Consider the following 24,651-nt stretch of genomic DNA (forward strand, 5'->3'; position numbering starts at 1 on the left):
AACCGAAAGTACTCGGCTCGTTCGGCCAGCAGTGGTGCTGAGCCGTGCGGGGTGCGGTCGAGGCGGATGGAGAAGGTCATTGGGTGTCCTGGGGGGTCAGGTCACGCAACGACCCCTAGAAACCGCCGTTCGGCCAACACGCTGGATCAGTTAATTCGAAGCTTGGAACAAGGTGACCGGTCGGTTGGTTTTCCTGGTTATGCTGCGTTGTGGAGGACGGCCGGATGCCTGGCTGGGGGCTCCAGGAGCGCCAGAAGAACGAGGAAAGACCGATGAAGGTTGCGTGTCCGGGGGGTAAGGGCTTTCCGATCAGGGCTGGGTCGCCGGACCTGCCGCCGCCGTGGTTCCAGGGGGCCACGCGGTGACCGAGGTGCTGGCGGCCACATCCCACGGTCGGGTCCGGGGACAGAGTGCCGACGGAATCGTCCGTTTTCTGGGTATTCCCTACGCTTCCGCCCCGCAGGGGATCGGGCGGTTCGCCGCGCCGGGGCCCGTGCGGCCGTGGGCGGAGGCGCGGGCGGCCACCGAGTTCGGTGCCACCGCGCCCGCGGCGGGCCTGCCTGGGCCGGGACTGGGGTTTCTGGTCGAACCGGCCATTCCGGGCGCGGAATACCTCAACCTCAACGTGTGGACGCCGGGCGTGGACGACGCGCGGCGGCCGGTGCTGGTGTGGATCCACGGTGGCGCGCACGTCACCGGGTCCGCCGCCCAGCCGATCTTCGACGGGCGGGCGTTCGCGGCCAACGGGATCGTGTTCGTCTCGTTCAACTACCGGCTCGGCGCGGAGGGCTACGCCCATCTGCCCGACGCCCCGGCCAACCGGGCGCTGCTGGACCAGCGGGCCGCCCTGGAGTGGGTCCAGCGCGAGATCGCGGCCTTCGGTGGTGATCCGGACCGGGTCACGGTGAGCGGCGGCTCGGCAGGCGCCAGTGCGGTGCTGTCGCTGCTGTCACTGGACACCGGGCTGCTGCGGCGGGCCGTGGTGCAGAGCGTGGCCGCCCGCTCCGCACTGTCCACTGTGGACGCAGAACGGATCACCAAGGAACTCGCGGACCAGGCCGGGGTGCCGGCCACCGCGGCCGGACTGGCCACGGTGGCGCCGGGGCGGCTGGCCGAGTTGTCCAGTGCGCTGGCCCTGGCGGTCATGGCGGATCCGGATCCGCTGCGCTGGGGCGAATCCGTGGCCAGCTCCTCGATGGCCTTCGGACCGGTGCTCGACGGGGAGGTCCTGCCACACCACCCGTACCAAGCCGTGCTGGCCGGTGCGGGCCGGGACACCGAACTGCTGATCGGCACCAACTCCGACGAACTCCTGTTGCTGGCCAAGGACGAGGCGGCCGCGGCCGCGCTGACCGAGCTGATCTTCCGGGAACCGGTGTACGCGCTGGCCGAGTCCAGGGCAGGCGCCGCGGCCACCTACGTCTACGAGTTCGGCTGGCGTTCGCCGGTGCCCGGCGCGGGAGCCGCGCACGGACTGGAACTCGGCTTCGTCTTCGACAACCTGGGTCACTCGGCCCTGGAAGGCGAGGCGCCGCCGCGGGACCTGGCCCGCGCGGTCAATCAGAGCTGGACCTCCTTCGCCGCCAACGGGGATCCGGGCTGGCCGCCGTTCACCGACGACACGCCGTTCGTCCGCTGGCTGGGCGGCTGACCCTGGATCCCCGGCGCGGGGTCAGCCCTTGGCGAAGACCCTGAGCCGGTCCAGGGTGCCGTTGAACTCGTTCTGGTCGCCGGGGAACGTGCCCTTGTCGTTGAACTGCCAGAAGGTGTGGAAGTTCCACCCCGCGGGCCGTTCCCCCGGCGCCTCGGCGTACCTGGCCAGCCACAGTGGGTGGTCCTTGCCGAAATCCGGGTTGTTGCCGGTGCACTGCTTCCACCAGTTGGTGGTGGTGTAGATGGTGGGATGCCGCTTGGCGCGCTTGACGTACTGGTCGCTGAACTCCCGGATCCAGCTCACCATCGCGGCCGGACTCTTGCCGAAACACGTTGGCCCGTAAGGGTTGTACTCGATGTCCAGCGCACCGGGCAGGGTGCGCCCGTCGCCGGACCAGCCGCCGCCGTTGTCCACGAAGTAGTTCGCCTGGGCCGCGCCGCCGGAGCGGTCGGGCAGCGCGAAGTGGTAGGAGCCGCGGATCAGCCCGACCCCGGAGGAACCGTTGTACTGGTTTGTGAACTGCGGGTTCTTGAACCCGGTGCCCTCGGTCGCCTTGACGTAGGCGAAGGTGGCGCCCTTGCTCTTGACGTCGGTCCAGTTCACCTGGCCCTGATGGCCACTGACGTCGAGCCCGAGTGGTTTGCCACTGGGCTGGTACACGGTGCCGTCCCTGGTCTCGGCCGCGCCCGCGCCGGCGAAGGCGCGTTCGGCGCCGGATTCCGCGGCCTGGGCAGGGGCGGCCGCGGCGAACAGCAGCAGTGCGATGGTCGCCAGCTTGCACGACCTTGCACCCGGGGTAGAGAAGGTCATGTCGCGGACGGTAAGCGGTGCTGTCCGATTCCGCCGGGCGGCACCACGGCGAATCACCCGATCTTGGTGCCGCCTTGTCCCCCCTTCCGGGGACCCGGTGTCAGAACGTCGACCGAATCGAGACGCGCAGCGCCGGAGTGGAGTAGCGACTGGTCCTCGTCTGCTCCAACAGCTGCACGATCTGTGCCGCTACGCTCCGGTGATGGCTGTCGTGCAGCACGTCGTGCCTGCTCTCGGCCACGGTGACAAAGCGTGACTGGCGTAGCCGCAGGGCCAGCGTCCGGGCGGTGAGCGGCGGGCACAGCACATCCGCATCGCCGTGCAGCACCAGCACCGGCAGGTCCGGCCCGCCGGCCAGGGCCGCCTCGGCCAGCGCGGGCGGCACCGGTGTGCGCAGCAGCTCGCCGCGCCGCAGCCGCTCGTCGGCGGCCAGTTCGCCCCGCGCCTCCGCGCTGTGCAGCCGCAGCTTCAGCTCGTCGTCGAAGTCCAGGGTCTCGCCGTCGGCCGGTAGCGCGCCGCCGGGCACACCCGCGGCGATCACCGCGCGCACCGCAGGCTCGAACCGCGCCACGTGCAGCGCGAGCAGTGCGCCGGTGTCCGCGCCGAGCAGGTACAGCGGCCCCTCGGTCGCTTTGGCCAGCGTGTGCACGCGGGACAGAGCGAGTGCTGGTTCTGGCGCGGGCAGGTCCGCGACCCGCACCTGGTAGCCGTCGACCGCCAGCCGCGCGGTCAACCTCGAATAGCGGTCGGCGTGCTCGCCACGGCCGGGCAGGACGACCAGGGTTCCCCGGTTCATGATTCGCACGCTAGGAATTGGCCGGGGGCCGGTCAATCACGTCCCAGGGAACGGGATTCGCCGGGACGCGCCGTTGACAGTGCCACCCGGACCTGTTGCCATCAATGGCGTGTCCCCTTCGACGCCTCTCGTCCGGCGCCGGCACGTCGACCTCGTCCGTGTCGCCGCCCAAGGCTGTCCGAATTCTCTCAGCTAGTCCAGGAAACTCGCCGTGCTCGCGGAGAGCGACGGTTTCGAGTACGCGCTGAGCCAGGTGCGCCGCATCGCCGGCCGCGGCGCGGCCTACCGGCACGAACTCAGCTAGGGAGCAGCGCATGCCGACGATCCTGGTGATCTCCGGAAGTCCTTCCACCAGCTCGAAAACCGCGGCCCTGGCCGAACAGCTCGCCGACCGGCTGGGCGGGCAGGAACACCGGGTGCGCACCATCGCGGTGCGCGCCCTGCCCGCCGAGGCGTTGCTCGCCGCCGACGCGCGGCACCCGCGGATCGCCGAGGTGGTGCGGGCCATCGCCGAGGCGGACGGCCTGGTGGTCGCCTCTCCGGTGTACAAGGCCGCCTACACCGGGGTGCTCAAGGCACTGCTGGATCTGTTGCCGCAGTTCGCCTTCGCGGGCAAGGTGGTGCTGCCGCTGCTCACCGGCGGCAGCCCGGCGCACGTCCTGGCCCTGGACTACGCGCTGCGGCCGGTGCTCAACTCCCTGGGCGCGCACCACATCGTGCAAGGCTACTTCGTGCTGGACAAGCACATCGAGCGCACCGGCACCGGGATCGCGCTCGCCGAGGACGCCGAACGCACTCTTCTGTCCATTGTGGACACCTTCTCCACCGCGGTGCACCGGCGCCGCGGCGAACTGCTCGCGGCAGGCTGATCGGACTCCGATGACCCTCACCTTCCACTGGTTCCTGCCCACCTACGGCGACAGCCGCTACCTGGTCGGCGGCGGCCACGGCGTGCACACCAGCACCGCGGGCGGCGCCCGCCCGGCCACCCTGGCCTACCTCGGCCAGATCGCCCGCAGCGCCGAACAACTCGGCTTCGCCGGCGCGCTCACTCCGACCGGGGCCTGGTGCGAGGACGCCTGGCTGTCCACCGCGATGCTCACCGAGGTCACCGAACGCCTCAAGTTCCTGGTCGCCTTCCGGCCGGGGTTGCTCTCACCCACGCTGGCCGCGCAGATGGCCGCCACCTACCAGCGGCACTCCGGCGGACGGTTGCTGCTCAACGTGGTCACCGGCGGGGAAAGCCAGGAACAGCGCGCACACGGCGACTTCCTGGGCAAGGACGAGCGCTACGCCCGCACCGGGGAGTTCCTGGACATCGTCGGCCGGTTGTGGCGCGGCGAGCGGGTCAACCACACCGGCGCGCACCTGGCCGTGGAGGGCGCCGAACTGACCAGGGTGCCGGATCCGGTGCCGCCCATCTACTTCGGCGGCTCCAGCCCGGCCGCCGGCGCGGTCGCCGCCCGGCACGCCGACGTCTACCTCACCTGGGGCGAACCACCCGCGCAGGTCGCGGAGAAGATCGCCTGGATCCGGACACTGGCCGCCGAAGCGGGACGCGTTGTGCGGTTCGGCATCCGGCTGCACGTGATCGCCAGGGACACCGCGCAACACGCCTGGGCCGAGGCGCAACGGCTCCTGGACGCCCTGGATCCGGCCACGATCGAGGCTGTGCAACAGGGTCTGGCCCGCAGCGAGTCCGAGGGACAGCGGCGGATGATCGCACTGCACGGCGGATCCACCGACGGGCTGGAGATCTCGCCGAACCTGTGGGCCGGGGTCGGCCTGGTGCGCGGGGGAGCGGGCACCGCCCTGGTGGGCAGTCACGAGGAGGTCGCCGACCGGATCGCCGAGTACCACGCCCTGGGCATCGAGGAGTTCGTGCTCTCCGGGCACCCGCACCTGGAGGAGGCCTACTGGTTCGGCGAGGGCGTGCTCCCGGTGCTTGCCCGCAGAGGCTTGTGGCGCAACCCATTCGACCAAACGGCGCAGCCCGTCGCCGCCATCCCGTTCGCCCACACCGCCGCACATCGGTAGGCCGGTTCCGTTCACACTCTTGACACGACCGAGTGGTCTAGTCCATTTTGGGTTCACGCCAGTCTCGGTGTGAGCCGCACTACAACACGGCTCCACGCCGAGAGCAACACACCGCCGCCAAACGGTTGTCCGTTGCTCGCGAGGTGTGGAGGTTGTCGTGACGCGCAGACGTCAGCAACTGCTGGTGGGACTTCTGGCCATGGCCACGGCCGCGGTGGGACTGGGGGTCCCGGCGCTCGCGGCCGAGCCGAACCTGGCGGCCAATCCCGGGTTCGAACAGAGCACCGCGGGCTGGACCTGCACCGCGGGCGGCAGCACGGTGGCCGCGCCGGTGCGCTCCGGCTCGGCCGCGCTGACCACCACCCCGGCCGGGCAGGACAACGCGCGCTGCTCGCAGTCGGTGCCGGTGAAGGCGAGTTCCAGCTACACGCTGACCGCGTGGGTGCAGGGCAGCTACACCTACCTGGGGGCCAGCGGCACCGGCGGCACCGATGTGAGCACCTGGAGTCCGGGCAGCAGCGCCTGGACCCAGCTGTCCACCAGCTTCACCACCGGCGCGAACACCAGCCGGGTCACCATCTACACGCATGGCTGGTACGGCCAGGGCGCCTACTTCGTCGACGATGTCGCGCTCACCGGCCCGCCCGGCACCGGCGATCCCGACCCGCAGGCCCCCGCCACCCCCGGCGGGCTGACCGCTGGCTCGCCCACCAGCTCCTCGATCTCGCTGTCCTGGTCGGCGGTCTCCGGCGCGGCCGGCTACCACGTCTACCGCGGCGGCAGCCGGGTCGGCAGCGTCACCGGGACCTCCTACACCGACACCGGCCTGAGCCCGTCGACCAGCTACTCCTACCAGGTCAGCGCCTACAACACGGTCGGTGAGTCCACCCGCTCGGGCGCGGTGGCTGCCAGCACCACCGGCGGCACCGGCAACCCGGGCGGGCCGCTGCCCAAACGGATCCTGACCGGGTACTGGCAGAACTTCGTCAACGGCGCGGCGAACCTGCGCATCCGGGACATCGACCCGCAGTACGACCTGATCGCGATCGCCTTCGCCGACGCGCTCACTACCCGGCCCGGCGCGGTCGGCTTCAGCGTGGACCCCGGCCTGTCCAGCGCGCTGGGCGGGTACAGCGACGCGGACATGATCGCCGACATCGCGGCGAAAAAGGCCCAGGGCAAGCGATTCGTCTTCTCCATCGGCGGCGAGAAGGGCAACGTGGACTTCAGCAACGCGGCCAACATCGGCGCGTTCGTGGAGACGATGACCGCGCTGATCCGCAAGTTCGGCGTGGACGGGGTCGACATCGACCTGGAGCACGGGCTGCACGCGGGCAACGTGGCCAACGCGGTCCGTCAGCTGCGCAACACCTTCGGCGCGAACTTCATCTACACCATGGCCCCGCAGACCCTGGACGTGCAGCCCGGCGGCCGGTACATGCCGCTGATCGAGGCCACCAAGGACATCCTGACCGTGGTGCACACCCAGTACTACAACTCCGGGTCGATGAACGACTGCAACGGCGGCGTGGTGCACCAGGGCAACATCGACTTCATCACCGGGCAGGCCTGCATCCTGCTCAAGACGTTGCGCCCGGACCAGGTCGCGCTCGGCGTGCCAGCCTCCACCAGCGGCGCGGGCAGCGGGTACGTCTCGCCCTCGGTGGTGAACAACGCGGCCAGCTGCCTGGTCAAGCTGCAGAGCTGCGGCGGTTTCAAGCCCGGCGCCGCGGCGGCGAACCTGCGTGGCGTGATGACCTGGTCGATCAACTGGGATCACAGCAACGGCAAGCAGTTCGCCAACACGGTCAAGCCGCATCTGAACTCGCTCGGCTGAGCTGTCCCTGACCGGCGGTCCGCGCAGCCGCACTCCCATCCGGCTGCGCGGGCCGCCCCATCACCCACGCCACCAGGGGGATTCCATGCGACTTCGCGCGCTGCTACTCGTGTTCGCCTTGCTGCTCAACATCCTGCTCGCCGTCCCGGCCACCGCGGCGGAGAGCGGGGCGCGGATCGTCCGCTCCACCACGTTGTCCGATCGGCTGGTCGAGCTGGCGGTGCGCTCGGATGCCTTGGGCGGCAAGGAGGTCGGCGTCCGGGTGCTGTTGCCCGCCGGGTACCGGGAGCAGCCGGGGCGGCGCTGGCCGACCTTGTTCCTGCTGCACGGGTGCTGCGAGGGCGAGACCGGGTACCGGTCCTGGACGGTCAACATGGACGGCGCGGCCGCCACCGCGGGCGCGCAGGCGCTGATCGTGATGCCCGAGGGCGGCGCGGCCGGGTTCTACTCGAACTGGCTGGGCGACGGACCGGCCTGGGAGAGATTCCACCTGGGTGAGCTGAAGCGGTTGCTGGAGAAGGAGTTCCGGGCCAATCAGCGGCGTGCGGTGGCCGGGTTGTCCATGGGCGGGTTCGGCGCACTGTCTTACGCGGCAAGGCATCCAGGCTTCTTCAGCTACGCGGCCGCGTACAGCGGCGTGGTGCACACCCGGTACCAGGGCTCCCGCGGCACCGACCTGGTGCAGCGGATCCTGACCGAACGCGGCTTCGACAAGAACGCGCTGTGGGGCGATCCCGTTGCCCAGGAACGGATCTGGCGCGCGCACAACCCGTTCGACCTGGCCGCCCGGCTGCGCCACACGCCGGTGTACCTGGCCTCCGGCGACGGACGGCCCGGACCGCTCGACCCGCCGGGGTCGACCCACGACTGGGTGGAGGAACTGCTCGGCGAGCAGACCGTGTCGCTGGCAAAGGAGTTGCGGCGCAACGGAGTGCGGCTGAGCACTGATCTGTACGGGGCCGGTCGCCACAACTGGCCCTACTGGGAGCGCGCCCTGAAGCACTCCCTGCCGATGCTGCTCCGCTCCATCGGCGCATGACTCTGATCCCTGTGCAGAGCACTGAAGGAGCCACCATGAAACGCTTCATCGGACTGGCGCTGGCGGCACTCGTCGCGGGTGCGCTCGCCCTGTTCGTGCCCACTCCGCAGGCCGAGGCCGCCGCCTGCGCGGCGGGCTGGAACGCGAGTCAGCAGTACACCGGCGGGGCCCAGGTCTCGCACAACGGCCGCAACTACTCGGCGAAGTGGTGGACCCAGAACGAAACCCCCGGCGGCGCGGCGGTGTGGGCCGACCAGGGCGCCTGCGGCGGCGGGGGCGGCACGCCCAGCTGCAACCACCCGAACTGGGTGGCCGGGCAGTTCTACGCCGCGGGTTCGATCGTGCGCTACACCGACGGCAAGTACTACCGGGCCAAGCACGAGAACCCGGGCTACGACCCGGTGATCAGCACCTGGTACTGGGAGCCGTACTCCTGTGACGGCGGCGGCGATCCGGGCAACCCCGGCGCGTTCGTGGTGAGCGAGGCCCAGTTCAACCAGATGTTCCCGAGCCGGAACCCCTTCTACACCTACCAGGGCCTGCTCAACGCGGTCGCGGCGTTCCCGGCCTTCGCCAAGACCGGCACCGATGTGGTGCGCAAGCAGGAGGCGGCCGCGTTCCTGGCCAACGCCAACCACGAGACCGGCGGCCTGGTGCACATCGTGGAGCAGAACACCGCCAACTACCCGCACTACTGCGACCGTACCCAGCCGTATGGCTGCCCCGCCGGTCAGGCCGCCTACTACGGCCGCGGCCCGATCCAGCTGAGCTGGAACTTCAACTACAAGGCCGCCGGTGACGCGCTGGGCATCGACCTGCTGGGCAACCCCTGGCTGGTGCAGAACGATCCGGCGATCGCCTGGAAGACGGCGCTCTGGTACTGGAACACGCAGAACGGGCCGGGCTCGATGACCCCGCACAACGCGATGGTCGGCGGTCACGGGTTCGGGCAGACGATCCGGAGCATCAACGGGTCGCTGGAGTGCGATGGCAAGAACCCGGCGCAGGTGCAGAGCCGGGTCACCGCCTACCAGAACTTCAGCAACATCATCGGTGTCACCCCGGGCGGGAACCTGTACTGTTGATCTCCGCCGAGTTGGCCCAACTCGTACGCCAGGTTTGCCCAACTGGACGTACGAGTTGGGCCAACTCGTACGTCAGGCGGTTCTCGTCCGCAGGGCGACCGCCTTGCGCGCCAAGGGTTCCACCACGCGGGCCGCCACCGGGCCGAAGACCGCCATCAGCAGCACGTAGGCGGTGGCGAGCGGGGCGAGTTGCGAGTCCACCGCGCCGGAGGCGACCGCCAGGCCCGCGATCACGATGGAGAACTCGCCTCTGGCCACCAGGGCCGCGCCGGTTCTCAGCCTGCCGAGTCGGGCGATGCCCTGCTGGCCGGCGGCGAACCAGCCGGTGAGCATCTTGGTCGCGGTGGTCACGATGACCAGGGCGACCGCGACGCCGAGCACCGGCGGCACGTCGCGCGGGTCGGTGTTGAGGCCGAAGACCACGAAGAAGACCGCGGCGAACAGATCCCGCAACGGTTCGAGGAGTTTGGTGGCGTTCTCCGCGGTGGAGCCGGAGATCGCGATGCCCAGCAGGAAGGCGCCGACCGCGGCGGAGACCTGGAGCTGGGAGGCCAGTCCGGCCACCAGCAGGGCCAGCCCCAGCACCCGGAGCAGGAAGACCTCGGGATCGGGGCTGTCGACCAGGGTGGAGACGTAGCGGCCGAACTTGATCGCGATGATCAGCACGACCGAGACCGCGAGCAGGGCGATGCCCACTGTGGACAGTCCGCCCCAGAAGCTCACCCCGGCCAGCAGGGCGGTGAGCACCGGGAGGTAGACCGCCATCGCCAGGTCCTCGAAGACCAGGATGGACAGCACCACCGGGGTTTCCCGGTTGCCCAGGCGGCCCAGATCGCCCAGGACCTTGGCCACGATGCCGGAGCTGGAGATGTAGGTGACCCCGCCCATGGCCAGCGCGCCGATCGGGCCCCAGCCCAGGATGAGCGCGGCGGCCACGCCAGGGGTGGCGTTGAGGACCAGGTCGACGACCCCGGCCACCCAGGACCGCTTGAGCCCGGTGACCAGTTCGTTCGCCGAGTACTCCAGTCCGAGGAGTAACAGCAGCAGCACCACGCCGATCTCGGCGGCGATGCCGGTGAACTCCTCGATGCCGGTCAGCGGGATGAGGCCGCCCTTGCCGAAGGCGACGCCGCCGATCAGGTACAGCGGGATCGGCGAGACCCCGATCTTCCAGGCCAGCCGGCCCAGCAGACCGAGGCCGAAGAACACCGCGCCGAGTTCGATCAGAGCCAGAGCCGTGTGGTGCACCAGGATCAGCCCTTGTCGAGGATGTCCGCCGCGGCCTTGAGGCCCGGACCGGTGCCCACGACCACCAGCAGGTCGCCGCCGCCGAGGATGTAGTCCGGCTTGGGGGAGGGGTGCACGCTGCCCGCGCGCACCACCGCGACGATGGACGCGCCGGTGCGCGAGCGCAGCTCGGTGTCCCCCATCGGACGCCCGTCGAACGGCGAGCCGGGGGAGAGCGGGAGCTGCTTGGTGGTGACCCCGGCGAGTTCGTTCTGCTCCGCCCGCAGCTGAGCCACCAGCTGCGGCGCGCCCAGCAGACTGGCCAGCGCGCCTGCCTCTTCGGTGGAGAGCGGGATCGAGGCCACACACGCGTCCGGATCGTCCGATTTGGACGCGATCAGCTCGAAGTGGCCGTCCCGATGCGTGATCACCCCGATCCGGCGGCCGGTCTTGGTCAGGAAGTCCTGACGGGTGCCGATACCAGGCAGTGGCGTGACCTCGACATGCACGTTTCCACCCTAACTCGTCGCGCGGCTTGCGGAATCCATAGCCGACTATGTAACCTTACCATCGTCAGGGTGAGCCTCCGACGGCACGACTCCTACCAACTGCTCGCCGCCTTCAAACGGTGGCGACGGCCACTGGACTCGGCGCTGGGCGAGGCCGGCCTGTCCGCCGGGCAGGACTTCCTGCTCGACGAGCTGTGGCAGGAGGACGGCCTGTGCCAGGCCGAACTCGTGCAACGGCTGGGAGTCGAGCAACCCACGGTGGCCAAGGCGGTCAAGCGCCTGGAGGCCGCGGGGTTCCTGCGCCGGGGTGCGCACGAGCGGGACGCGCGCAAGGTGCGGATCTGGTTGACGGAGCGGGGGCGGGCGGCCCGGCCCGCGGTGGAGGAGGCTTGGCGGGAGGCGGAAGTGCGGCTTGGCGCGGGGCTCGCGGCGGGGGAGCGGGCGGAGTTGGTGCGGTTGTTGCGGCGTAGCTTTGGCGGTGAGTGAGCGGCCACTCAGGGATGAGTAGGTGGTGATCCGCGCCGCCGTACCACTTGGGCCAACTCGCACGCCCACTTGGGCCAACTCGGTGTACCACTTTGGCCAACTCGCCGTACGACTTTGGCCAACTCGCCGTACGACTTTGGCCAACTCGGCGTACGACTTTGGCCAACTCGGCGGGGTGTGGCTGGTCTTGCAGGTTTTTGCGTAAATACATAGCCGACTATCTATCTGGGGAGATCATCATGGCGGAACTTGGGGCAACCGCGCTGGTCACCGGGGGTTCCGGGCTGCTGGGCTCGGCGATCAGCCGGGTGCTGGCGGCGGCGGGGCATCCGGTGGTGCTGACCTACCAGCGGGCCGCCGAGCGGGCGGAAACCCTGGCCGCGGAGCTGCGCGACGCCGGGACGCCGGCGCTGGCGCTGCCGTTCGAGCTGGCTGATCCGGACGGGGCGGGGACCCTGCTCGGGGCGATCGAGGCGGCTGGGTTCGGGCCGGTCGGGGTGCTGGTGAACAACGCGTTGCCGCAGCCGGACACCCGGCGGCCGGACCTCGCCGCCTTTGTCGAGGCCGCCGACGCGAGTTGGCGGAATCTGGTGCGGCACAACGTGGAGGGCACGCTGTCACTGATCCGCTCGGTGCTGCCGGGCATGCTGGCGTCGGGGCACGGACGGATCGTGTCGATCTCCACCACGCTGGTGCACTGCGGGCTGCCGGGGGCGGTCGCGTACGGGGCGGCCAAGGCCGCGTTGCACGGGGCGTCACGCAGTCTGGCCTGGGAGGTGGGGCGGGCGGGGATCACGGTCAACCTGGTCACGCCGGGGCTGATCGCCTCCAAGCGGGCCGAACTGGAGATCGGGGAGGCCATCGCCGGGGTGACGGCGGGCACGCCGATCGGCAGACTGGTGACGGCGGAGGAGGTCGCCGCGGCGGTCGGGTTCCTGGTCTCGGCGGGTGCCGCGGGCATCACCGGGAGCGAGATCGTGGTGGACGGGGGCAAGGATTAGCCCGGCTGCCAGGCCGATGTGATGTGACCGCTGCCACCTTGGTCCCGGCCGGACATCAGTGCTGGTGAGCTGATTTCCGTGCCGGGGCAACGGCATCAGGGACTGCCGGACCGGCAGTTGTGTTCCGGCTGGTGCGGGCGGGTCCCGGCCGAGGCGGCACAATATCCGGCGGACGCTTGTTGGGGTAGGCGAGGAGGCTCACGGTGACACAGGGCGTGCGTGGCGTGGTGGCGGTGGATGGTCCGGCTGGTACCGGCAAGTCCACGGTCACCCGGCGGCTCGCGACCGCACTCGGCGCCCGGTACCTGGACACCGGCGCGATGTACCGCGCCGCCACCCTCGCCGTGCTGCGGGCCGGAGTCGACCCGAACGACGCCGGGAAGGTGCTGGCCGTGGTCGAGGGCACCCGGATGCTGGTCGGCACCGACCCGCTGGGGCCGACCATCGAGCTGGCCGATCCGGACCCGGCCGACCTGGAGCGCACCGAGGACGTGGCCGCCGAGATCCGCGGGCCCGAGGTCACCCTCGCGGTGTCCCCGGTCTCCGCGGTGCCCGCGGTGCGCGAGCTGATCGTGGCCCAGCAGCAGCAGATCATCGCCGACGTGGTGGCCGCAGGCGGGCGGATCGTGGCCGAGGGCCGCGATATCGGCACCACGGTCGCCCCGGCGGCCGACCTCAAGATCTACCTCACCGCCTCGGCCGAGGCCCGCGCGCAGCGCCGGGTCGACCAGGACGTGCGCGCCGGGCGGGCCGCCTCGGTCGAGGCGGTGCTGGCCGACGTGCAGCGCCGGGACACCTACGACTCGACCCGCAAGACCTCGCCGCTGCGCAAGGCCGAGGACGCGATCGAGGTCGACACCACCGAACTGGACATCGACGGCGTGGTCGCCCGCCTGGTCGAACTGGCGGAGCAGGCTGGCCTGAGCGCGGTGCCGGAGCGGACCGGGCCGTGACCGAACGCCCCAGCGGCCTGCCCGAAGGCGCCTGGCCCTGGTTCAACGACTTCTGCCGCGGCCTCGGCACCGTGGTCGCGCGCACCCCGTACCGCCTGCACCTGCACCGCAGGGAGCGGATCCCGCGCACCGGGGCGGTGGTCATGGTGGCCAACCACACCGCCTTCCTGGACGGTCCCGTACTCTTCTGTGTGCTCGGTCGCCGATCGGTGTTCCTGGTCAAGCATGAACAGTTCCAGGGCCCGCTCGGCAAGTTCCTGCGGCGGCTCGGCCAGCTCCCGGTGCGCCGCGGCGCCCCGGACCGGACGCCGCTGCTGACCGCGGTGCGGCTGCTGCGCGACGGCGGGCTGGTCGGGGTGTTCCCGGAAGGCACCAGGGGCACCGGCGAGGTGGTCAAGGCCGCCAACGGCGCGGCCTGGCTCGCCCGATCGGGTGGCGCTCTGGTGTTGCCCGTGGCGTGCCGTGGCTTCCGTCGTCCGGAAGGATCAGGGCGCCGGTTCCGGCCGCGCGTTGACGTGCTCTTCGGCACGCCGTTCGCGCTACCGGCCGGCAAGGGCAAGGCCGCCCTGACCGAGGCGACCGAGGTGATCCGCGGGCACCTGGCCGAACTGGTCGCGGAGTTGGACGTGATGCGTGCCGGGTACCCGGGCAACGCCGAGCAGCAAGAAGGAGACAGCGCGTGAGCCTGGACGGCACATGGACTGATGAGGCCGACTGGGCCGCGGTGGAGAACGCGATCGAGGACGGCGGTATCGAGGACGGCGCCAAGCCGTTGCCGGTGCTGGCCGTGGTCGGCCGCCCCAACGTGGGCAAGTCGACCCTGGTCAACCGCATTCTGGGCCGCCGTGAGGCGGTCGTGCAGGACGTGCCAGGGGTGACCCGTGACCGGGTGACCTACGAGGCGATGTGGAACGGCCGCCGCTTCAACGTGGTCGACACCGGCGGCTGGGAGCCCGACGCCAGCGGTCTGCAGGCCGCGGTGGCCGCGCAGGCCGAGTACGCCATGCGCACCGCGGACGCGATCATGGTCGTGGTGGACGCCACCGTCGGCGCCACCACCACCGAGGAGACCGTGGCCCGGTTGCTGCGCCGCGCCGACCGCCCGGTGATCCTGGTGGCCACCAAGGTCGACGACGACCGGCTCAACGCCGACGTGGCCGGCCTGTGGTCGCTCGGCCTCGGCGAGCCTTTCCCGGTCAGCGGCCTGCACGGCCGGGGCAGCGGTGACCTGCTGGACAAGGTCCTGGAGGTGCTGCCGGAGAGCCCTCGGGACGACTTCCGCGCGCCGGTGGGCGGTCCGCGCCGGGTGGCCCTGGTCGGTCGGCCCAACGTGGGCAAGTCGAGCCTGCTGAACAAGCTGGCAGGCGAACAGCGCTCGGTCGTGCACGACGTCGCGGGCACCACGGTCGACCCGGTCGACTCGCTGATCGAGCTGGACGACGAGGTCTGGCGCTTCGTGGACACCGCCGGCCTGCGCAAACGAGTGAACTTCGCCCAGGGCGCCGAGTACTACGCGTCGCTGCGCACCCACTCCGCGATCGAGACCGCCGAGGTCGCCATCGTGCTGCTGGACGCCAGCACCCCGATCAGCGAGCAGGATCAGCGGGTGATCACCATGGTGGTCGAGGCAGGCCGCGGCCTGGTGCTGGCCTTCAACAAGTGGGACCTGGTCGACGAGGACCGCCGCCTGGCCATGACCAGGGAACTGGAGCGGGACCTCAAGCGGGTGCCGTGGGCCGAGCGGGTCAACATCTCCGCGCTCACCGGCCGCGCCGTGGCCAAACTCGCCCCGGCGCTGCGCACCTCGCTGAACTCCTGGGAACGCCGCGTCCCGACCGGCCAGCTCAACTCCTGGCTGTCCGACCTGATCGCGGCCACCCCGCCGCCGGTCCGCAGCGGCAAGCAGCCGAAGGTCCTCTTCGCCACCCAGGCCGCGGTGCGTCCGCCGACCCTGGTGCTGTTCGCCTCCGGGTTCCTGGAGGCCAGCTACCGGCGGTTCATCGAGCGCAAGTTCCGCGAGGAGTTCGGGTTCGCGGGCACGCCGGTGCAGGTGTCGGTGCGAGTGCGGGAGAAGCGGAAGAAGTAGGTCTTGGCGGGTCTCCGGCGGCGGTCAGTCGCCGGAGATCACGGCCAGCTCTTGCTCGATGGTGTCGACGGCGCTGGGCAGGACGCGGACCAGCTCGCTGACGGCGTTGTCCAGGTCGTGCAGCTGGATCGCCCGTGCGATCAGCCGTACCGCCCGTTCGGGCGCGCGCCTGGCGATGTCGATCAGCATTCCGGCCTGGAAGTCCGGGTTGCCGGTTGTTCCGGCGACCTGTTCCGCCTCGTCGATCAGGTTGTCGCGCCGGGCGGGGTCGGCCTGCGCCAGTACCAGCAGCGACTGAACCCGGGAATCGAGCACGGTGATGTCCCTGGCGAGCCGCTCAGCGCGGGCGAGATCACCGCAGGCCGCCAGGTGCCGGACGCACTTGCTCAACGCCGCGCTGCGGTGCAGCCCGTCGGGGAGGACGCGGACCAGCCGCTCCGCGCGGTCGAAGTCGCCAATCCGGGCAAGACCGGCGACGACCCCGGGCACCACCTCGGAATTCACCCGCAGATCCAGCGGTGCCAGTTGGGCGATGCGTTCCACCTCGGCCAGCAGCGCCGCCGATTCCTGGTGCTGACCGAGCCTGGCGTGTCCCAGCGCGGCCGAGGCCAGCGCCGCGAACCGGAGATGGGTGAAGGCCAGCGATCGTGCGGTGGCGACGGCCCGGTCGACCAACTCAGCCGCTCGCGGTCCGTTATGGGTGGACATGCTCTCGGCCAGGCGGGCGCGCAGTTCCGCCCGCCAGAGTGGATCGTCCTCTTCGTCAGCGTGCGTTTCGACCTCGTCGATCAGCTCGGTCGCACCGGCGTCCGCGACCGTCAGCAAGGCCCAGTACTTGGCCCGGTGGGCGGGGATCGTCCGGGCGATCGCCTCCGCACGCGGGAGGTCACCGCTGGTGGCCAGGTGCTCGGTGAGGTAGGTGGCGGCCACCGTCTGCCAGTCCTCGGGAACCGTGTTGGCCAGGCTTGTGGCCTGGTCGAACGCGCCCGCGTCGAGCAGGGCCTCGGCCAGCAGGCACAGCAGGTTCCCCCGCCCGGCGCCGTTGTCGCTGCCCCGGGCCCACGGCTCGGCCTTGCCCAGCAGGCGTACGGCCCGCGGGTGGTCACCGGCGCGGTTGCATGCCTGCGCGGTGGCGAGCAGCGTTTCCGCCAGGCGAACCCGGTCGCCATGCGTCCTGACGTAGGCGTAGGCATCGCTGACCAGCGTGAACGCCTGATCCGTCGCCCCTGCTCGCGCGTGCGCCGTCGCCACGGCGATCAACGAGGTCGCATGCGCGTGGGGATCCCCGATGGCGCGAGCGTTGGCCTCGGCGCGGTCCAGTTCCCCGATCTGGATCAGCGCGGTGGTGAGTTCGGCCTCGGCGAGTGCCCGGTCGTAGGCGTCCTCGATGGAATCGGCGAGAGTGCGGGCGTCGGCGAGCCAGACCAGGGCCTGCTGCCGGTCGAGGTACGCGGCGACCAGCACCATCGTGCTGACCTTCGAGTTCTCGTACTCCATGTTCAGGATGATCGCCGCGCTTCGGCTCAGGTCGCCGTCGCGGGCGAAGGCGATCGCGACCTCCCGCAGCGCGTCGTCCCGGGAGTAGAAGGTGATGCCGAGGGCGACTGTCTCGGCACGGTCGGCGTCTCCGCATCGCGCCAGCACTCTGGTCAGATTGTCGAGCAGCCTGGGCTCATCGTGGTCTGGATCCGAGTGCAGCAGCCGGTCTGCCTCGACGGCCAGCCTCCGCGCGCTGGTCACCTCGCCCGTTCGGGCGCGGGCATCGGCGATCTCGATCAGTTGTTCGGCCCGGTCCACCGGATCGGGGCGAGTGGGCGCAGACTCGACTGCGGTGATGATCTCGATGGCTAATTCGGTCTCGCCGCAACGGAAACGCGTCAGCGCGAGGTCGAGCAGGATCCCGGACTGGTCCTCGGCAGCGGCGGCGGCTTGATCTTCGACCTGGCGCATCAGCGCGGCGGCTCGGCGCTGGTCGCCGATCCTGACGTGCGCCTCCGCGATCCGAAGCAGGTCCCGGTGGCCGCGGGCCAGTGACGTGGCCTCGACAAGGAGGGCGGGATCGGTGAGTGCCTCCGCGAGCAACAGCACGCCGTCGAGGCGAGTGCTGGCCGGACTGAGGAACTGGAGCAGTGCCTCGGCGCGGCTGACCTGCCCCACCATCGCCCAGGCCGCCGGAAGCCCGGCCGGGAAGTTGTTGTGTCGGTCGTTGAGGTGGTCGCGGTGGATGGCCAGGCGGGTGATCGCGGTCAGGTCCGGCCGCTCCCGCTCCACCTGCCCCGCCAGCACCGACACGATCTCGGCCAGGGCGTTGCTGTCGCTGCCGGAGTACTCGTGCATCCGCTCCTGTCGCCGCGGATCGGTCACCAGCGCGGTCAGCCGCTCCAGATCCCCCAGCGCCATCAACATCGTGTGATAGCCACGAACCAGGTACTCCGGCGTGCCCGCGGGCCACCCGCGATCGCGGTAACCGTCCGCCCAGGCATGCAGCCGGTCGCGATAGGCATCCAGGCGGGCGGGGCCGAGCATGTCCTGGGCGGTGAGCTGGATGTCCTCGTGGCCCAGCAGGAAGACCTCGGGGGAGTTTCCGGGGAAGTAGTGACTGTCGCGGCGGGCGAAGCTGCGGCCGGTCACCGTGTTGAGGTGACTGGCGACCTCCCACGGTGAGCAAGTGGTCAGTTCGGCCAGGTCGAACTTGGTCAGGCCGCCGCCTGCCGTGGTGAGCAGGCCCAGGAGGTCCTGTTCGAGTGGGGTGCCGTTGAGCAGGGCGTGCAGGTCGCGTTCCATTTCGTGGCGGATGGCCTTGGCGGCGGGGGAGGGGGCCAGGGGGCGGACGATGTCCTTGGTGCGCAACGGGTGGTGGGGCGGGACGTCGGCGGGGACGGGTGGGTTGGGGCGGCCCGCGACCAGGACGCGCAGGCCCGCTGGGGGAGTGTCCGGGAGTAGGGCGGCGATGCTGTGGGCGTCGGGGCCGGTGGTGACGCCTCGGTCCTCGTCCAGGCCGTCTACCAGCAGGATCAGGTGTTCGCCGCGGTCCTGGCAGAGCTGGGCGGCGTGGTCCAGGCGGGCCAGCAGGTGGGGTTCGCGGGTGGACTCGGTCAGGAACGGGGGCACGGTTTCGCCGAGTAGGGCGAGGAGTTGTTCCAGGAGGTTGTCCAGGAAGGCCGATCGGTTGTTCTGGCCAGCCAGGCGGGCGGTGATGAAGAAGGAGATCACCCGCACGCCGGGCGGCGGGTTCAGCACGAACCAGGACAGCAGGGCGGTTTTGCCGGACCAGGCGCTCGCCTGCCACCAGCGGTAGCGGCCCGCGGTGTCGGGGGAGGTGCAGAACTCGGCCAGCTCGGCGAGTTCGCGCTCGCGGTCCAGGAGTTGTGGGGGTGCGATCCGTCTTACCTGGTGGCGGTAGTTGGTGCGGACCGGGACGCCGGTGAGCAGGTTGACGTCGCCGATGTGCACGCCGGTGTTGGCGTAGCCGCCGGAGCTGGTGGCCGGGCCGGTGTCGGTGACCTCGACCCGGCGGGGGTGCGGCTGGTCAGTCAAGCCGGATCCCGGTGTTGGCGTCACCGCCGCTGGAGTTGGCCTCGCCGGTGTTCTTCGCCTCGGCGGCGCCGTCGGGCTTGCCGCGGATGCCGGTGTTCGCGCTGCCGGAGCCGGTCGCGGTGGCCTTGCCGGTGCCGGAGACCCGGATCGTCGTGCCGCCGGGCCTGGTCGTGCGCAGGGCCGCCCAGACCGCGATGCCGACCGAGGCCACCGCACCCAGCGCGGAGGCGGTGGTGGCGATCTTGTTGGCGTCGTCCCAGCGGCTCAGCGCGAGCCAGGCCAGCAGGCCCGCGACCACGAGCAGGGTGAGGACCAGGACGAGTCGACCGCGGTTCATCCGCCTACCCTCGCACGTCCGCCACGGGGCGTGACACTCGGTGACGAGTGTCCCGCCTCCGGGGGGCGCTGGCCGGCCAGGGGGGATGGGCAGACCAGCGCCCGGTGTGGGCCCGCCAAAGGGGGGAGGGACAGGCCCACGATGCGACAGCGTATCGGGAGTTGGGCTCGACTTCTGGCGAGTTCGAACAGCTCGCTCGAACGAGTTTTGCCGACCGGGTTCGCGTAGCGCGGTTACGGCAGCGGTTCGAAGGCGATGCCGCGGCCGGCCGCCCGGTCCGCAGCCCAGGCGTGCGGGGCGGTCAGGGCCGGGCCGGGCGCGTCGCCCTCGGCGGTGAGCCGGTACTCCACGTGTGGCGCCTTGCCGCCCAGGCTTTCCCGTCGTACCAGGCCAGCGGCCTCCAGCTGGCGGAGTTGCCGGGTCAGCGTCTTCTCGCTGACCCCCGGCATCCGGCGGCGCGGTTCGCCGTAGTGGTGCACCCCTTCCTTGAGGTGGGCCAGGATCACCGGTTTCCACCGGCCGTCGATGATCTCCACCGCCAACCCGCCCGCGCGGTGATAGCGCCTCGGGCGTGTCGCCGTGCTCGTTCTCCCCAGGTACGTACCGAAAAGTGCGTGGTTGCCGGGTAGACCGGACTGCCCGCTTGACCTTCACATCAGTGTGAAGGTTTGAGCATGGCGGCATGGACAACCCGCCCTTCGAGTACAGCCCGATCGTCGACCGGCCGCCGCTGCACTGGCCCGGCGGCGCCAGGGTCGCCTTCTACCTCGGCGTCAACGTCGAGCACTACCTGGTGGACCGGCCTTCCACCAGCATCTTCGCCGGCACCGCGCACCTCGCGCCGGACCCGCTCAACTACGGCTGGCGCGACTACGGCCCCCGGGTCGGCATCTGGCGGCTGATCAAGACCCTGGACCGGCTCGGCCTGCGGGCCAGCGTGCTGCTCAACTCCGATGTGGCGCAACGGTATCCGCGGATCATCGAGGCCGGGCGGGAGCGGGACTGGACCTGGCTGGCGCACGGCAAGAACAACTCCACCCTGCAGGCCGGCATGACCCTGGAGGAGGAACGCGCCTACCTCACCGAAGTGGTGGACACCATCGAGGCGCACACCGGCCGCCGGCCGCGCGGCTGGATGGGGCCCGCGCTCACCGAGACCTTCCAGACGCCCGCGCTGCTGGCCGAGCTGGGACTGGGCTACGTGCTGGACTGGACCAACGACGATCAGCCGTACCCGCTGACCGTGCCCGGCCTGCTGAGCGTGCCGTACTCGGTGGAACTCAACGACATCGGCCTGTTCCTCGGCAAGAGCCTGAGCGGGCCCGAGTTCGTCCGGGTGGTCAAGGACCAGTTCGACCAGCTCTACGCCGACTCCGCGGACAGCGGCCGGGTGATGGCCCTGGCCCTGCACCCGTTCGTGATCAACCAGCCGTTCCGGCACCGGTACCTGGAGGAGGCACTGGAGTACGTGGTCAACCACCCCGGGGTCTGGCTGACCACCAGCGACGAGATCGCCGGGCACTACCGCTCCGTGTCGTGAGCCCGCGCCCCGGCGGCTACGGTGGGCGCGATCCGCTGACGGTGAGAAGATGAAGGGATCCGACGCATGACGAAGCCGGAAATCGACTTCCAGGGTGGCCAGCCGCCTGCCGAACTCGTGGTGGCCGACCTGACGGTGGGGGAGGGCGCGGAGGCGACCCCCGGCGGCACGGTCGAGGTGCACTACGTCGGCGTGGAGTTCGAGACGGGTGAGGAGTTCGACTCCTCCTGGAACCGCGGCGAGACCATCGAGTTCCCGCTGCGCAATCTGATCCAGGGCTGGCAGCAGGGGATCCCCGGCATGAAGGTCGGCGGACGGCGGCAGCTCACCGTCCCGCCGGACCTCGCCTACGGCCCCGCGGGCGCCGGGCACCGGCTCTCCGGCAAGACCCTGGTGTTCGTGATCGACCTGGTCGGCACGCGCTGACCCTGGGCTGACCGCGCCCGCACCCCGCGATCACTCGCGGGGTGCGGGCGTGTCCGCGGTCAGCCGCCGGAGCGCGGCGCGACCCCGGCCGGATACTTGGTGCGGGCGTACTGGCGGGCCAGTTCGAGGTTGGTGATCGCCTCGTCCACCAGCGGCAGGGTCTCCGTCTGGGTTCCGTTCACCAGGCCGCTGAAGTGGTAGTGTATCCGGGCGTTGATCCGGTCACCCCGGTGGCCTGCGACACCCAGCAGGCAGTCGCTGATCGGATCCTTGCCCGCCCGGCGGAACACCGCGCAGTCCATCGGCGGCCTGCCAGCCTCCGCGTCGTCGAGCAACTCCACCCGCAGTGGCCCGTTGCCGTTGTTCGCCCGTTCCAGCTGCGCGGCCCTGGCGTAGACGGCCGAGAGGATCGGCAGGCCAGGGGTGTTCGCGGCCAGGCCGTGCATGCCGAAGAGCAGGGCGTGCAACTGGTCATCGGTCGCGGTGGCCCTGGGCAGGCCGACCTGGGCGTAGGCCTGGTACAGCCGCACGGTCTTGTTCAGCTCCACCGCCTCGCCCACCCCGTCCACGTTGGTGCGGTGCGCCACCAGGTCGTAGAAGGCGGCCCGCCGGGAGCTGAGCAGCCGGGTGGTCTCGGCCACCCCGGCGCCGTCGACGTTCGCGGCCGCGCGCAGGGTGAACGGCGCGGGGTCGGCCATCGCCCGGTCGAGCGCTGGCAGCGGGCAGTTCGGCTCCTCGGGGCGGCCTTCCTCCTCCTCCCAGGTGCACCAGCGCAGTTCCTTGCGGGCGTGGTTGATCCGGCCGAGCACCGGACCGTACTCCGGGCTCGCCACCCGCTCCCGGAACTCCACCTCCAGCATCGCCTTGGCCTGGTACCTGATGTAGACGACGCCGTTCACCGTGCGCCTGCCCAGAAAGCTCTTGTGGCCCCGCAGCCAGGTCGGGTTGTCCACGCACACGTCCAGCCGCCATCGCGGCTCGATGTAGCGGCCCACCTGGAACGCCTGCGGCAGGCTCTTGCCGTCGACGAAGGCCGGGGTGGGGCCCGTCAGCTGCGGGTTGCCGCACCCCTTCGACTCGGCTGGCCGGTCGATCAGCTTGGCCAGCTGCTCCGGGTTCAACGCCTGGTTGGCGTCGTCGAACAGGCTGAACTCCCGCCCGGCGTCCATCACCGGCGTGGTCCTGGCCAGCCCGCCCACGTTCTTGGTGAACTCGCCCAGCCGCTTGAGGTACTCGTCGACCAGCTTCTGGAACACCGGGTTGATCCGGCTGCCCGTGCCTGGCGCCGGGGTGCTGAACTGGGCGGCGCGGTCGCGGATCAGCTTGCCGTTGTCGATGATCTCGCTCGCCCGGTTCTGCGCCGGGCCTTCCTGACCGGCGAAGGCCGGGTTCTGCAGCGCGGTCAGGTAGTAGGCCCGCGCGCCCTGCGCCCACAGGTCCGCGTTCGGCACGTTGCCGGGGGAGGCGGACACCGCGAAGCTGGTCCCGTAGCTCGCGTTGGCGTGGTTGGCCAGCCAGTCGATGGCCCCGGCAGGCCCCTTGGCGGTCAGCGCGATCCGCGGATCGCGCTGGTTCAGGTCCTGGTAGGCGAAGTTGTTGTTGCGCGCGGTGTTGTTCGCGATGGCCAGGAACCGGGACACCGCTGGCACGTAGTGGTTGGCGTAGGTCGGCAGGGTGGCCCCGTTGTTGTAGAAGGGGTAGTCCACGTACTGCCCGGCCGCGACCAGGAACTCGTCCTTGTTGCTGTCGCTGATCCCGTCCAGCAGGGCCTTGTTGTAGTCCTGCACCGTCGACTGCAGGGTCAGCAACTGCTCGTGCACCTCGCGCACGTTCGCGCCGACGTTCTTGATCAGCTCGATGACCTCGCCGAACTTGAGCTGCATGGTCTGGAAGATGAGGTTGAGGCCCTGGTCGACCCGGTCGAACCGGGTGTTCATCGTGGTGTGCAGGGTCTTCAGGTTCGCGTTGATGTTGGCGAAGCCCGCGTTGAGCGCGTTCATGATCTGCTGTTGCGCGGCCTGGTCGGCGCCGCTGCTGCCGCCGAACAACCCGGCGAAGATCTGCACCAGCCCGACCACGGCGCCGATCACCGCGCCGACGTAGCCCAGCGTGCCCGCGCCGATCGCGGTGGCCGAGGCCAGCGTGCCGATCGCGGTGATCAACGTATTGGTCGTGGTGGCGACCTGGTAGGCGGTCTCCACATACTGGGCGATCTTGTTGCCGAAGCCGGGGTCGACGTACTTGGCCACACCGGTGATGAAGTCCAGGCCGCCCTTGACCTTGTCGATGGCCTGCTGCCTGCTCGCCTGGGCCTTCTTGGCCGCCTCGACCTTCTCCGGCGGCGGCGCCACCGTGTCGCTGCCCGGCCTGGACTCGCTCAGGCTCATCGTCTTGACCTGCTGGACCAGCTGCCCGTTGTGGTTGTCGTACTTGGCCTGCAGCAGCGCGAACTGGCGCAGCACCTCGGTGTAGAAGGCGGTCTTGCCCGTCTGCGCCTTGGTCACCAGCGCGTCCAGGTCGACCTGCTCGCGCACCGCGGGGATGACCTTGAGCGTGGCCGTGGTGGCGGCCGGGTCCAGGCTGAACGGCTGGCCGGGGGCGGCCGCGCCGAGCTGGGCGCGCCACACGGCGGCGAAGACCGCGTCGGTCCTGGCCCGGTCGTGCACCGCGGTCCACAACCCGGCCCGCGCCTTCGCGTACGCCGCGTCCAGGTCAAGGCCCTGCTGCGCGCCGGTCAGCCGCTGCACCCTGGTCAGCACCACCTGCGCCAGGTCCCGGCCGGTGACCACGCCGAGCATCGCGGTCAGCTGGGTGCCGGTGATCGCGGTGTCCGGGGTGGCGTAGGTGATCTGCATCAGCCTGCGCAGCCGTTCGGCCTGCGGGCGTTCCTGGTCCAGCCGGGACAACTGGGCGTCGAAGGCGGTGCGCACGCTGGTCAGGTGCGCGCCGAGCCTGGTGGCATCGGCGGCCGGGTTTTTCACCCGCCAGTCCAGCAGGGCCGCGGAGGCCAGCACGGTCTTGTCGTGCACCGCCCCGTTCTCCTTGATCCGGACCGCGGTGGCGAACAGCGCGCTGCTCAGCTGGGGATCGGTGAAGGTGATGGCCGGTTCGGCCGCCGAGGCCGGTGGGGTCAGACCGGCCAGAAGGACGACCGCGAGTCCGCCCGCTAAGCGGGTTGCCAGAAGTTGTGTCCGTAACTCGCGGGAGTTGACCTTCCCTCGAACGTGAAGAGCCCCGTCGGGTTGGATTGAGTTACCACACACAACCGACCCGACGAGGCCTCCTTCAGTA

The 24,651-nt window shown here is 70.6% G+C and carries 21 protein-coding genes; 13 read left to right on the top strand and 8 right to left on the bottom strand.

From position 1 onward, the window contains the following. The first annotated feature begins 370 nt into the window (after positions 1-370). On the top strand, positions 371-1,651 hold the full coding sequence (locus ACTOWY_RS43920; protein WP_441315558.1) for a carboxylesterase/lipase family protein: 1,281 nt from the start codon (positions 371-373) through the stop codon (positions 1,649-1,651). Between the two features lie 21 nt (positions 1,652-1,672). Here the strand turns inward: ACTOWY_RS43920 and ACTOWY_RS43925 are convergent, their stop codons facing one another. Beyond that, the gene (locus tag ACTOWY_RS43925) at positions 1,673-2,464 is read right to left on the bottom strand and encodes a lysozyme (RefSeq protein ID WP_441315539.1); all 792 of its coding nucleotides are present in this window, start codon (positions 2,462-2,464) and stop codon (positions 1,673-1,675) included. A gap of 100 nt (positions 2,465-2,564) precedes the next feature. After that, positions 2,565-3,260: an alpha/beta hydrolase gene (locus ACTOWY_RS43930; protein ID WP_441315540.1), complete on the bottom strand. Its 696-nt coding sequence runs from the start codon at positions 3,258-3,260 to the stop codon at positions 2,565-2,567. A 314-nt stretch (positions 3,261-3,574) separates the two neighbouring features. On the opposite strand from ACTOWY_RS43930, the gene ssuE reads away from it, so the two are divergent. From ssuE to ACTOWY_RS43955, 5 genes are all read left to right on the top strand, one after another. After that, positions 3,575-4,129: an NADPH-dependent FMN reductase gene (ssuE, locus tag ACTOWY_RS43935; RefSeq protein WP_441315541.1), complete on the top strand. Its 555-nt coding sequence runs from the start codon at positions 3,575-3,577 to the stop codon at positions 4,127-4,129. 10 nt (positions 4,130-4,139) lie between these two features. After that, a complete protein-coding gene (locus tag ACTOWY_RS43940; RefSeq protein ID WP_441315542.1) occupies positions 4,140-5,297 on the top strand; it encodes an LLM class flavin-dependent oxidoreductase in 1,158 nt (385 codons plus the stop codon). A gap of 157 nt (positions 5,298-5,454) precedes the next feature. Next, a complete protein-coding gene (locus tag ACTOWY_RS43945; protein WP_441315543.1) occupies positions 5,455-7,134 on the top strand; it encodes a chitinase in 1,680 nt (559 codons plus the stop codon). Positions 7,135-7,219: 85 nt separating this feature from the next. After that, positions 7,220-8,173 (top strand): alpha/beta hydrolase, encoded by a 954-nt coding sequence (locus ACTOWY_RS43950; RefSeq protein ID WP_441315544.1) that lies wholly within the window; start codon positions 7,220-7,222, stop codon positions 8,171-8,173. Between the two features lie 35 nt (positions 8,174-8,208). After that, complete coding sequence (locus ACTOWY_RS43955; protein ID WP_441315545.1) at positions 8,209-9,258, top strand: glycoside hydrolase family 19 protein; 1,050 nt, start codon at positions 8,209-8,211, stop codon at positions 9,256-9,258. 72 nt (positions 9,259-9,330) lie between these two features. On the opposite strand, the gene ACTOWY_RS43960 is transcribed toward ACTOWY_RS43955, so the two are convergent. Both ACTOWY_RS43960 and ACTOWY_RS43965 read right to left on the bottom strand, forming a co-directional pair. After that, complete coding sequence (locus tag ACTOWY_RS43960) at positions 9,331-10,506, bottom strand: cation:proton antiporter (protein ID WP_441315546.1); 1,176 nt, start codon at positions 10,504-10,506, stop codon at positions 9,331-9,333. A 5-nt stretch (positions 10,507-10,511) separates the two neighbouring features. Next, the gene (locus tag ACTOWY_RS43965; RefSeq protein WP_247762192.1) at positions 10,512-10,994 is read right to left on the bottom strand and encodes a cation:proton antiporter regulatory subunit; all 483 of its coding nucleotides are present in this window, start codon (positions 10,992-10,994) and stop codon (positions 10,512-10,514) included. A gap of 69 nt (positions 10,995-11,063) precedes the next feature. Between ACTOWY_RS43965 and ACTOWY_RS43970 the strand changes: the two genes are divergently transcribed. From ACTOWY_RS43970 to der, 5 genes are all read left to right on the top strand, one after another. Continuing rightward, a complete protein-coding gene (locus tag ACTOWY_RS43970) occupies positions 11,064-11,480 on the top strand; it encodes a MarR family winged helix-turn-helix transcriptional regulator (RefSeq protein ID WP_441315547.1) in 417 nt (138 codons plus the stop codon). 239 nt (positions 11,481-11,719) lie between these two features. Then, positions 11,720-12,481, top strand: a complete 762-nt coding sequence (locus ACTOWY_RS43975; protein WP_441315548.1) for an SDR family NAD(P)-dependent oxidoreductase — start codon at positions 11,720-11,722, stop codon at positions 12,479-12,481. Between the two features lie 203 nt (positions 12,482-12,684). Next, positions 12,685-13,434 (top strand): (d)CMP kinase, encoded by a 750-nt coding sequence (gene cmk, locus ACTOWY_RS43980; RefSeq protein ID WP_247762198.1) that lies wholly within the window; start codon positions 12,685-12,687, stop codon positions 13,432-13,434. Further along, positions 13,431-14,117, top strand: coding sequence for a lysophospholipid acyltransferase family protein (locus ACTOWY_RS43985; protein WP_441315549.1), 687 nt, complete (start codon positions 13,431-13,433; stop codon positions 14,115-14,117). Before cmk ends, ACTOWY_RS43985 begins: the two co-directional genes overlap by 4 nt. Continuing rightward, a complete protein-coding gene (gene der, locus ACTOWY_RS43990) occupies positions 14,114-15,520 on the top strand; it encodes a ribosome biogenesis GTPase Der (RefSeq protein ID WP_441315550.1) in 1,407 nt (468 codons plus the stop codon). Before ACTOWY_RS43985 ends, der begins: the two co-directional genes overlap by 4 nt. Before the next feature lie 24 nt (positions 15,521-15,544). Here der and ACTOWY_RS43995 read toward each other — a convergent pair whose 3' ends face one another. The 3 genes from ACTOWY_RS43995 to ACTOWY_RS44005 form a co-directional block, all read right to left on the bottom strand. Further along, on the bottom strand, positions 15,545-19,057 hold the full coding sequence (locus ACTOWY_RS43995; protein WP_441315551.1) for a hypothetical protein: 3,513 nt from the start codon (positions 19,055-19,057) through the stop codon (positions 15,545-15,547). Further along, complete coding sequence (locus ACTOWY_RS44000) at positions 19,050-19,394, bottom strand: hypothetical protein (protein WP_441315552.1); 345 nt, start codon at positions 19,392-19,394, stop codon at positions 19,050-19,052. Before ACTOWY_RS44000 ends, ACTOWY_RS43995 begins: the two co-directional genes overlap by 8 nt. 233 nt (positions 19,395-19,627) lie before the next feature. Beyond that, positions 19,628-19,930, bottom strand: coding sequence for a winged helix-turn-helix transcriptional regulator (locus ACTOWY_RS44005; RefSeq protein WP_441315553.1), 303 nt, complete (start codon positions 19,928-19,930; stop codon positions 19,628-19,630). Between the two features lie 146 nt (positions 19,931-20,076). On the opposite strand from ACTOWY_RS44005, the gene ACTOWY_RS44010 reads away from it, so the two are divergent. Both ACTOWY_RS44010 and ACTOWY_RS44015 read left to right on the top strand, forming a co-directional pair. Further along, complete coding sequence (locus tag ACTOWY_RS44010; protein ID WP_441315554.1) at positions 20,077-20,934, top strand: polysaccharide deacetylase family protein; 858 nt, start codon at positions 20,077-20,079, stop codon at positions 20,932-20,934. Positions 20,935-21,000: 66 nt separating this feature from the next. Beyond that, the gene (locus tag ACTOWY_RS44015; RefSeq protein WP_441315556.1) at positions 21,001-21,360 is read left to right on the top strand and encodes an FKBP-type peptidyl-prolyl cis-trans isomerase; all 360 of its coding nucleotides are present in this window, start codon (positions 21,001-21,003) and stop codon (positions 21,358-21,360) included. Positions 21,361-21,419: 59 nt separating this feature from the next. Here the strand turns inward: ACTOWY_RS44015 and ACTOWY_RS44020 are convergent, their stop codons facing one another. Then, positions 21,420-24,389: a hypothetical protein gene (locus tag ACTOWY_RS44020; RefSeq protein ID WP_441315557.1), complete on the bottom strand. Its 2,970-nt coding sequence runs from the start codon at positions 24,387-24,389 to the stop codon at positions 21,420-21,422. Positions 24,390-24,651 lie beyond the last annotated feature (262 nt).

Source organism: Crossiella sp. CA198, assembly GCF_052078295.1.
Lineage (GTDB): Bacteria > Actinomycetota > Actinomycetes > Mycobacteriales > Pseudonocardiaceae > Crossiella.

Bases quoted from the DNA above. Each gene is read 5' to 3' on its own strand.
- ACTOWY_RS43975 (WP_441315548.1), top strand. From the start codon at position 11,720: ATGGCGGAACTTGGGGCAACCGCGCTGGTCACCGGGGGTTCCGGGCTG.
- ACTOWY_RS43950 (WP_441315544.1), top strand. From the start codon at position 7,220: ATGCGACTTCGCGCGCTGCTACTCGTGTTCGCCTTGCTGCTCAACATC.
- ACTOWY_RS43930 (WP_441315540.1), bottom strand. From the start codon at position 3,260: ATGAACCGGGGAACCCTGGTCGTCCTGCCCGGCCGTGGCGAGCACGCC.
- ACTOWY_RS43925 (WP_441315539.1), bottom strand. From the start codon at position 2,464: ATGACCTTCTCTACCCCGGGTGCAAGGTCGTGCAAGCTGGCGACCATC.
- ACTOWY_RS44010 (WP_441315554.1), top strand. From the start codon at position 20,077: ATGGACAACCCGCCCTTCGAGTACAGCCCGATCGTCGACCGGCCGCCG.
- ACTOWY_RS43940 (WP_441315542.1), top strand. From the start codon at position 4,140: ATGACCCTCACCTTCCACTGGTTCCTGCCCACCTACGGCGACAGCCGC.
- ACTOWY_RS43955 (WP_441315545.1), top strand. From the start codon at position 8,209: ATGAAACGCTTCATCGGACTGGCGCTGGCGGCACTCGTCGCGGGTGCG.
- ACTOWY_RS44000 (WP_441315552.1), bottom strand. From the start codon at position 19,394: ATGAACCGCGGTCGACTCGTCCTGGTCCTCACCCTGCTCGTGGTCGCG.
- ssuE (WP_441315541.1), top strand. From the start codon at position 3,575: ATGCCGACGATCCTGGTGATCTCCGGAAGTCCTTCCACCAGCTCGAAA.
- ACTOWY_RS44015 (WP_441315556.1), top strand. From the start codon at position 21,001: ATGACGAAGCCGGAAATCGACTTCCAGGGTGGCCAGCCGCCTGCCGAA.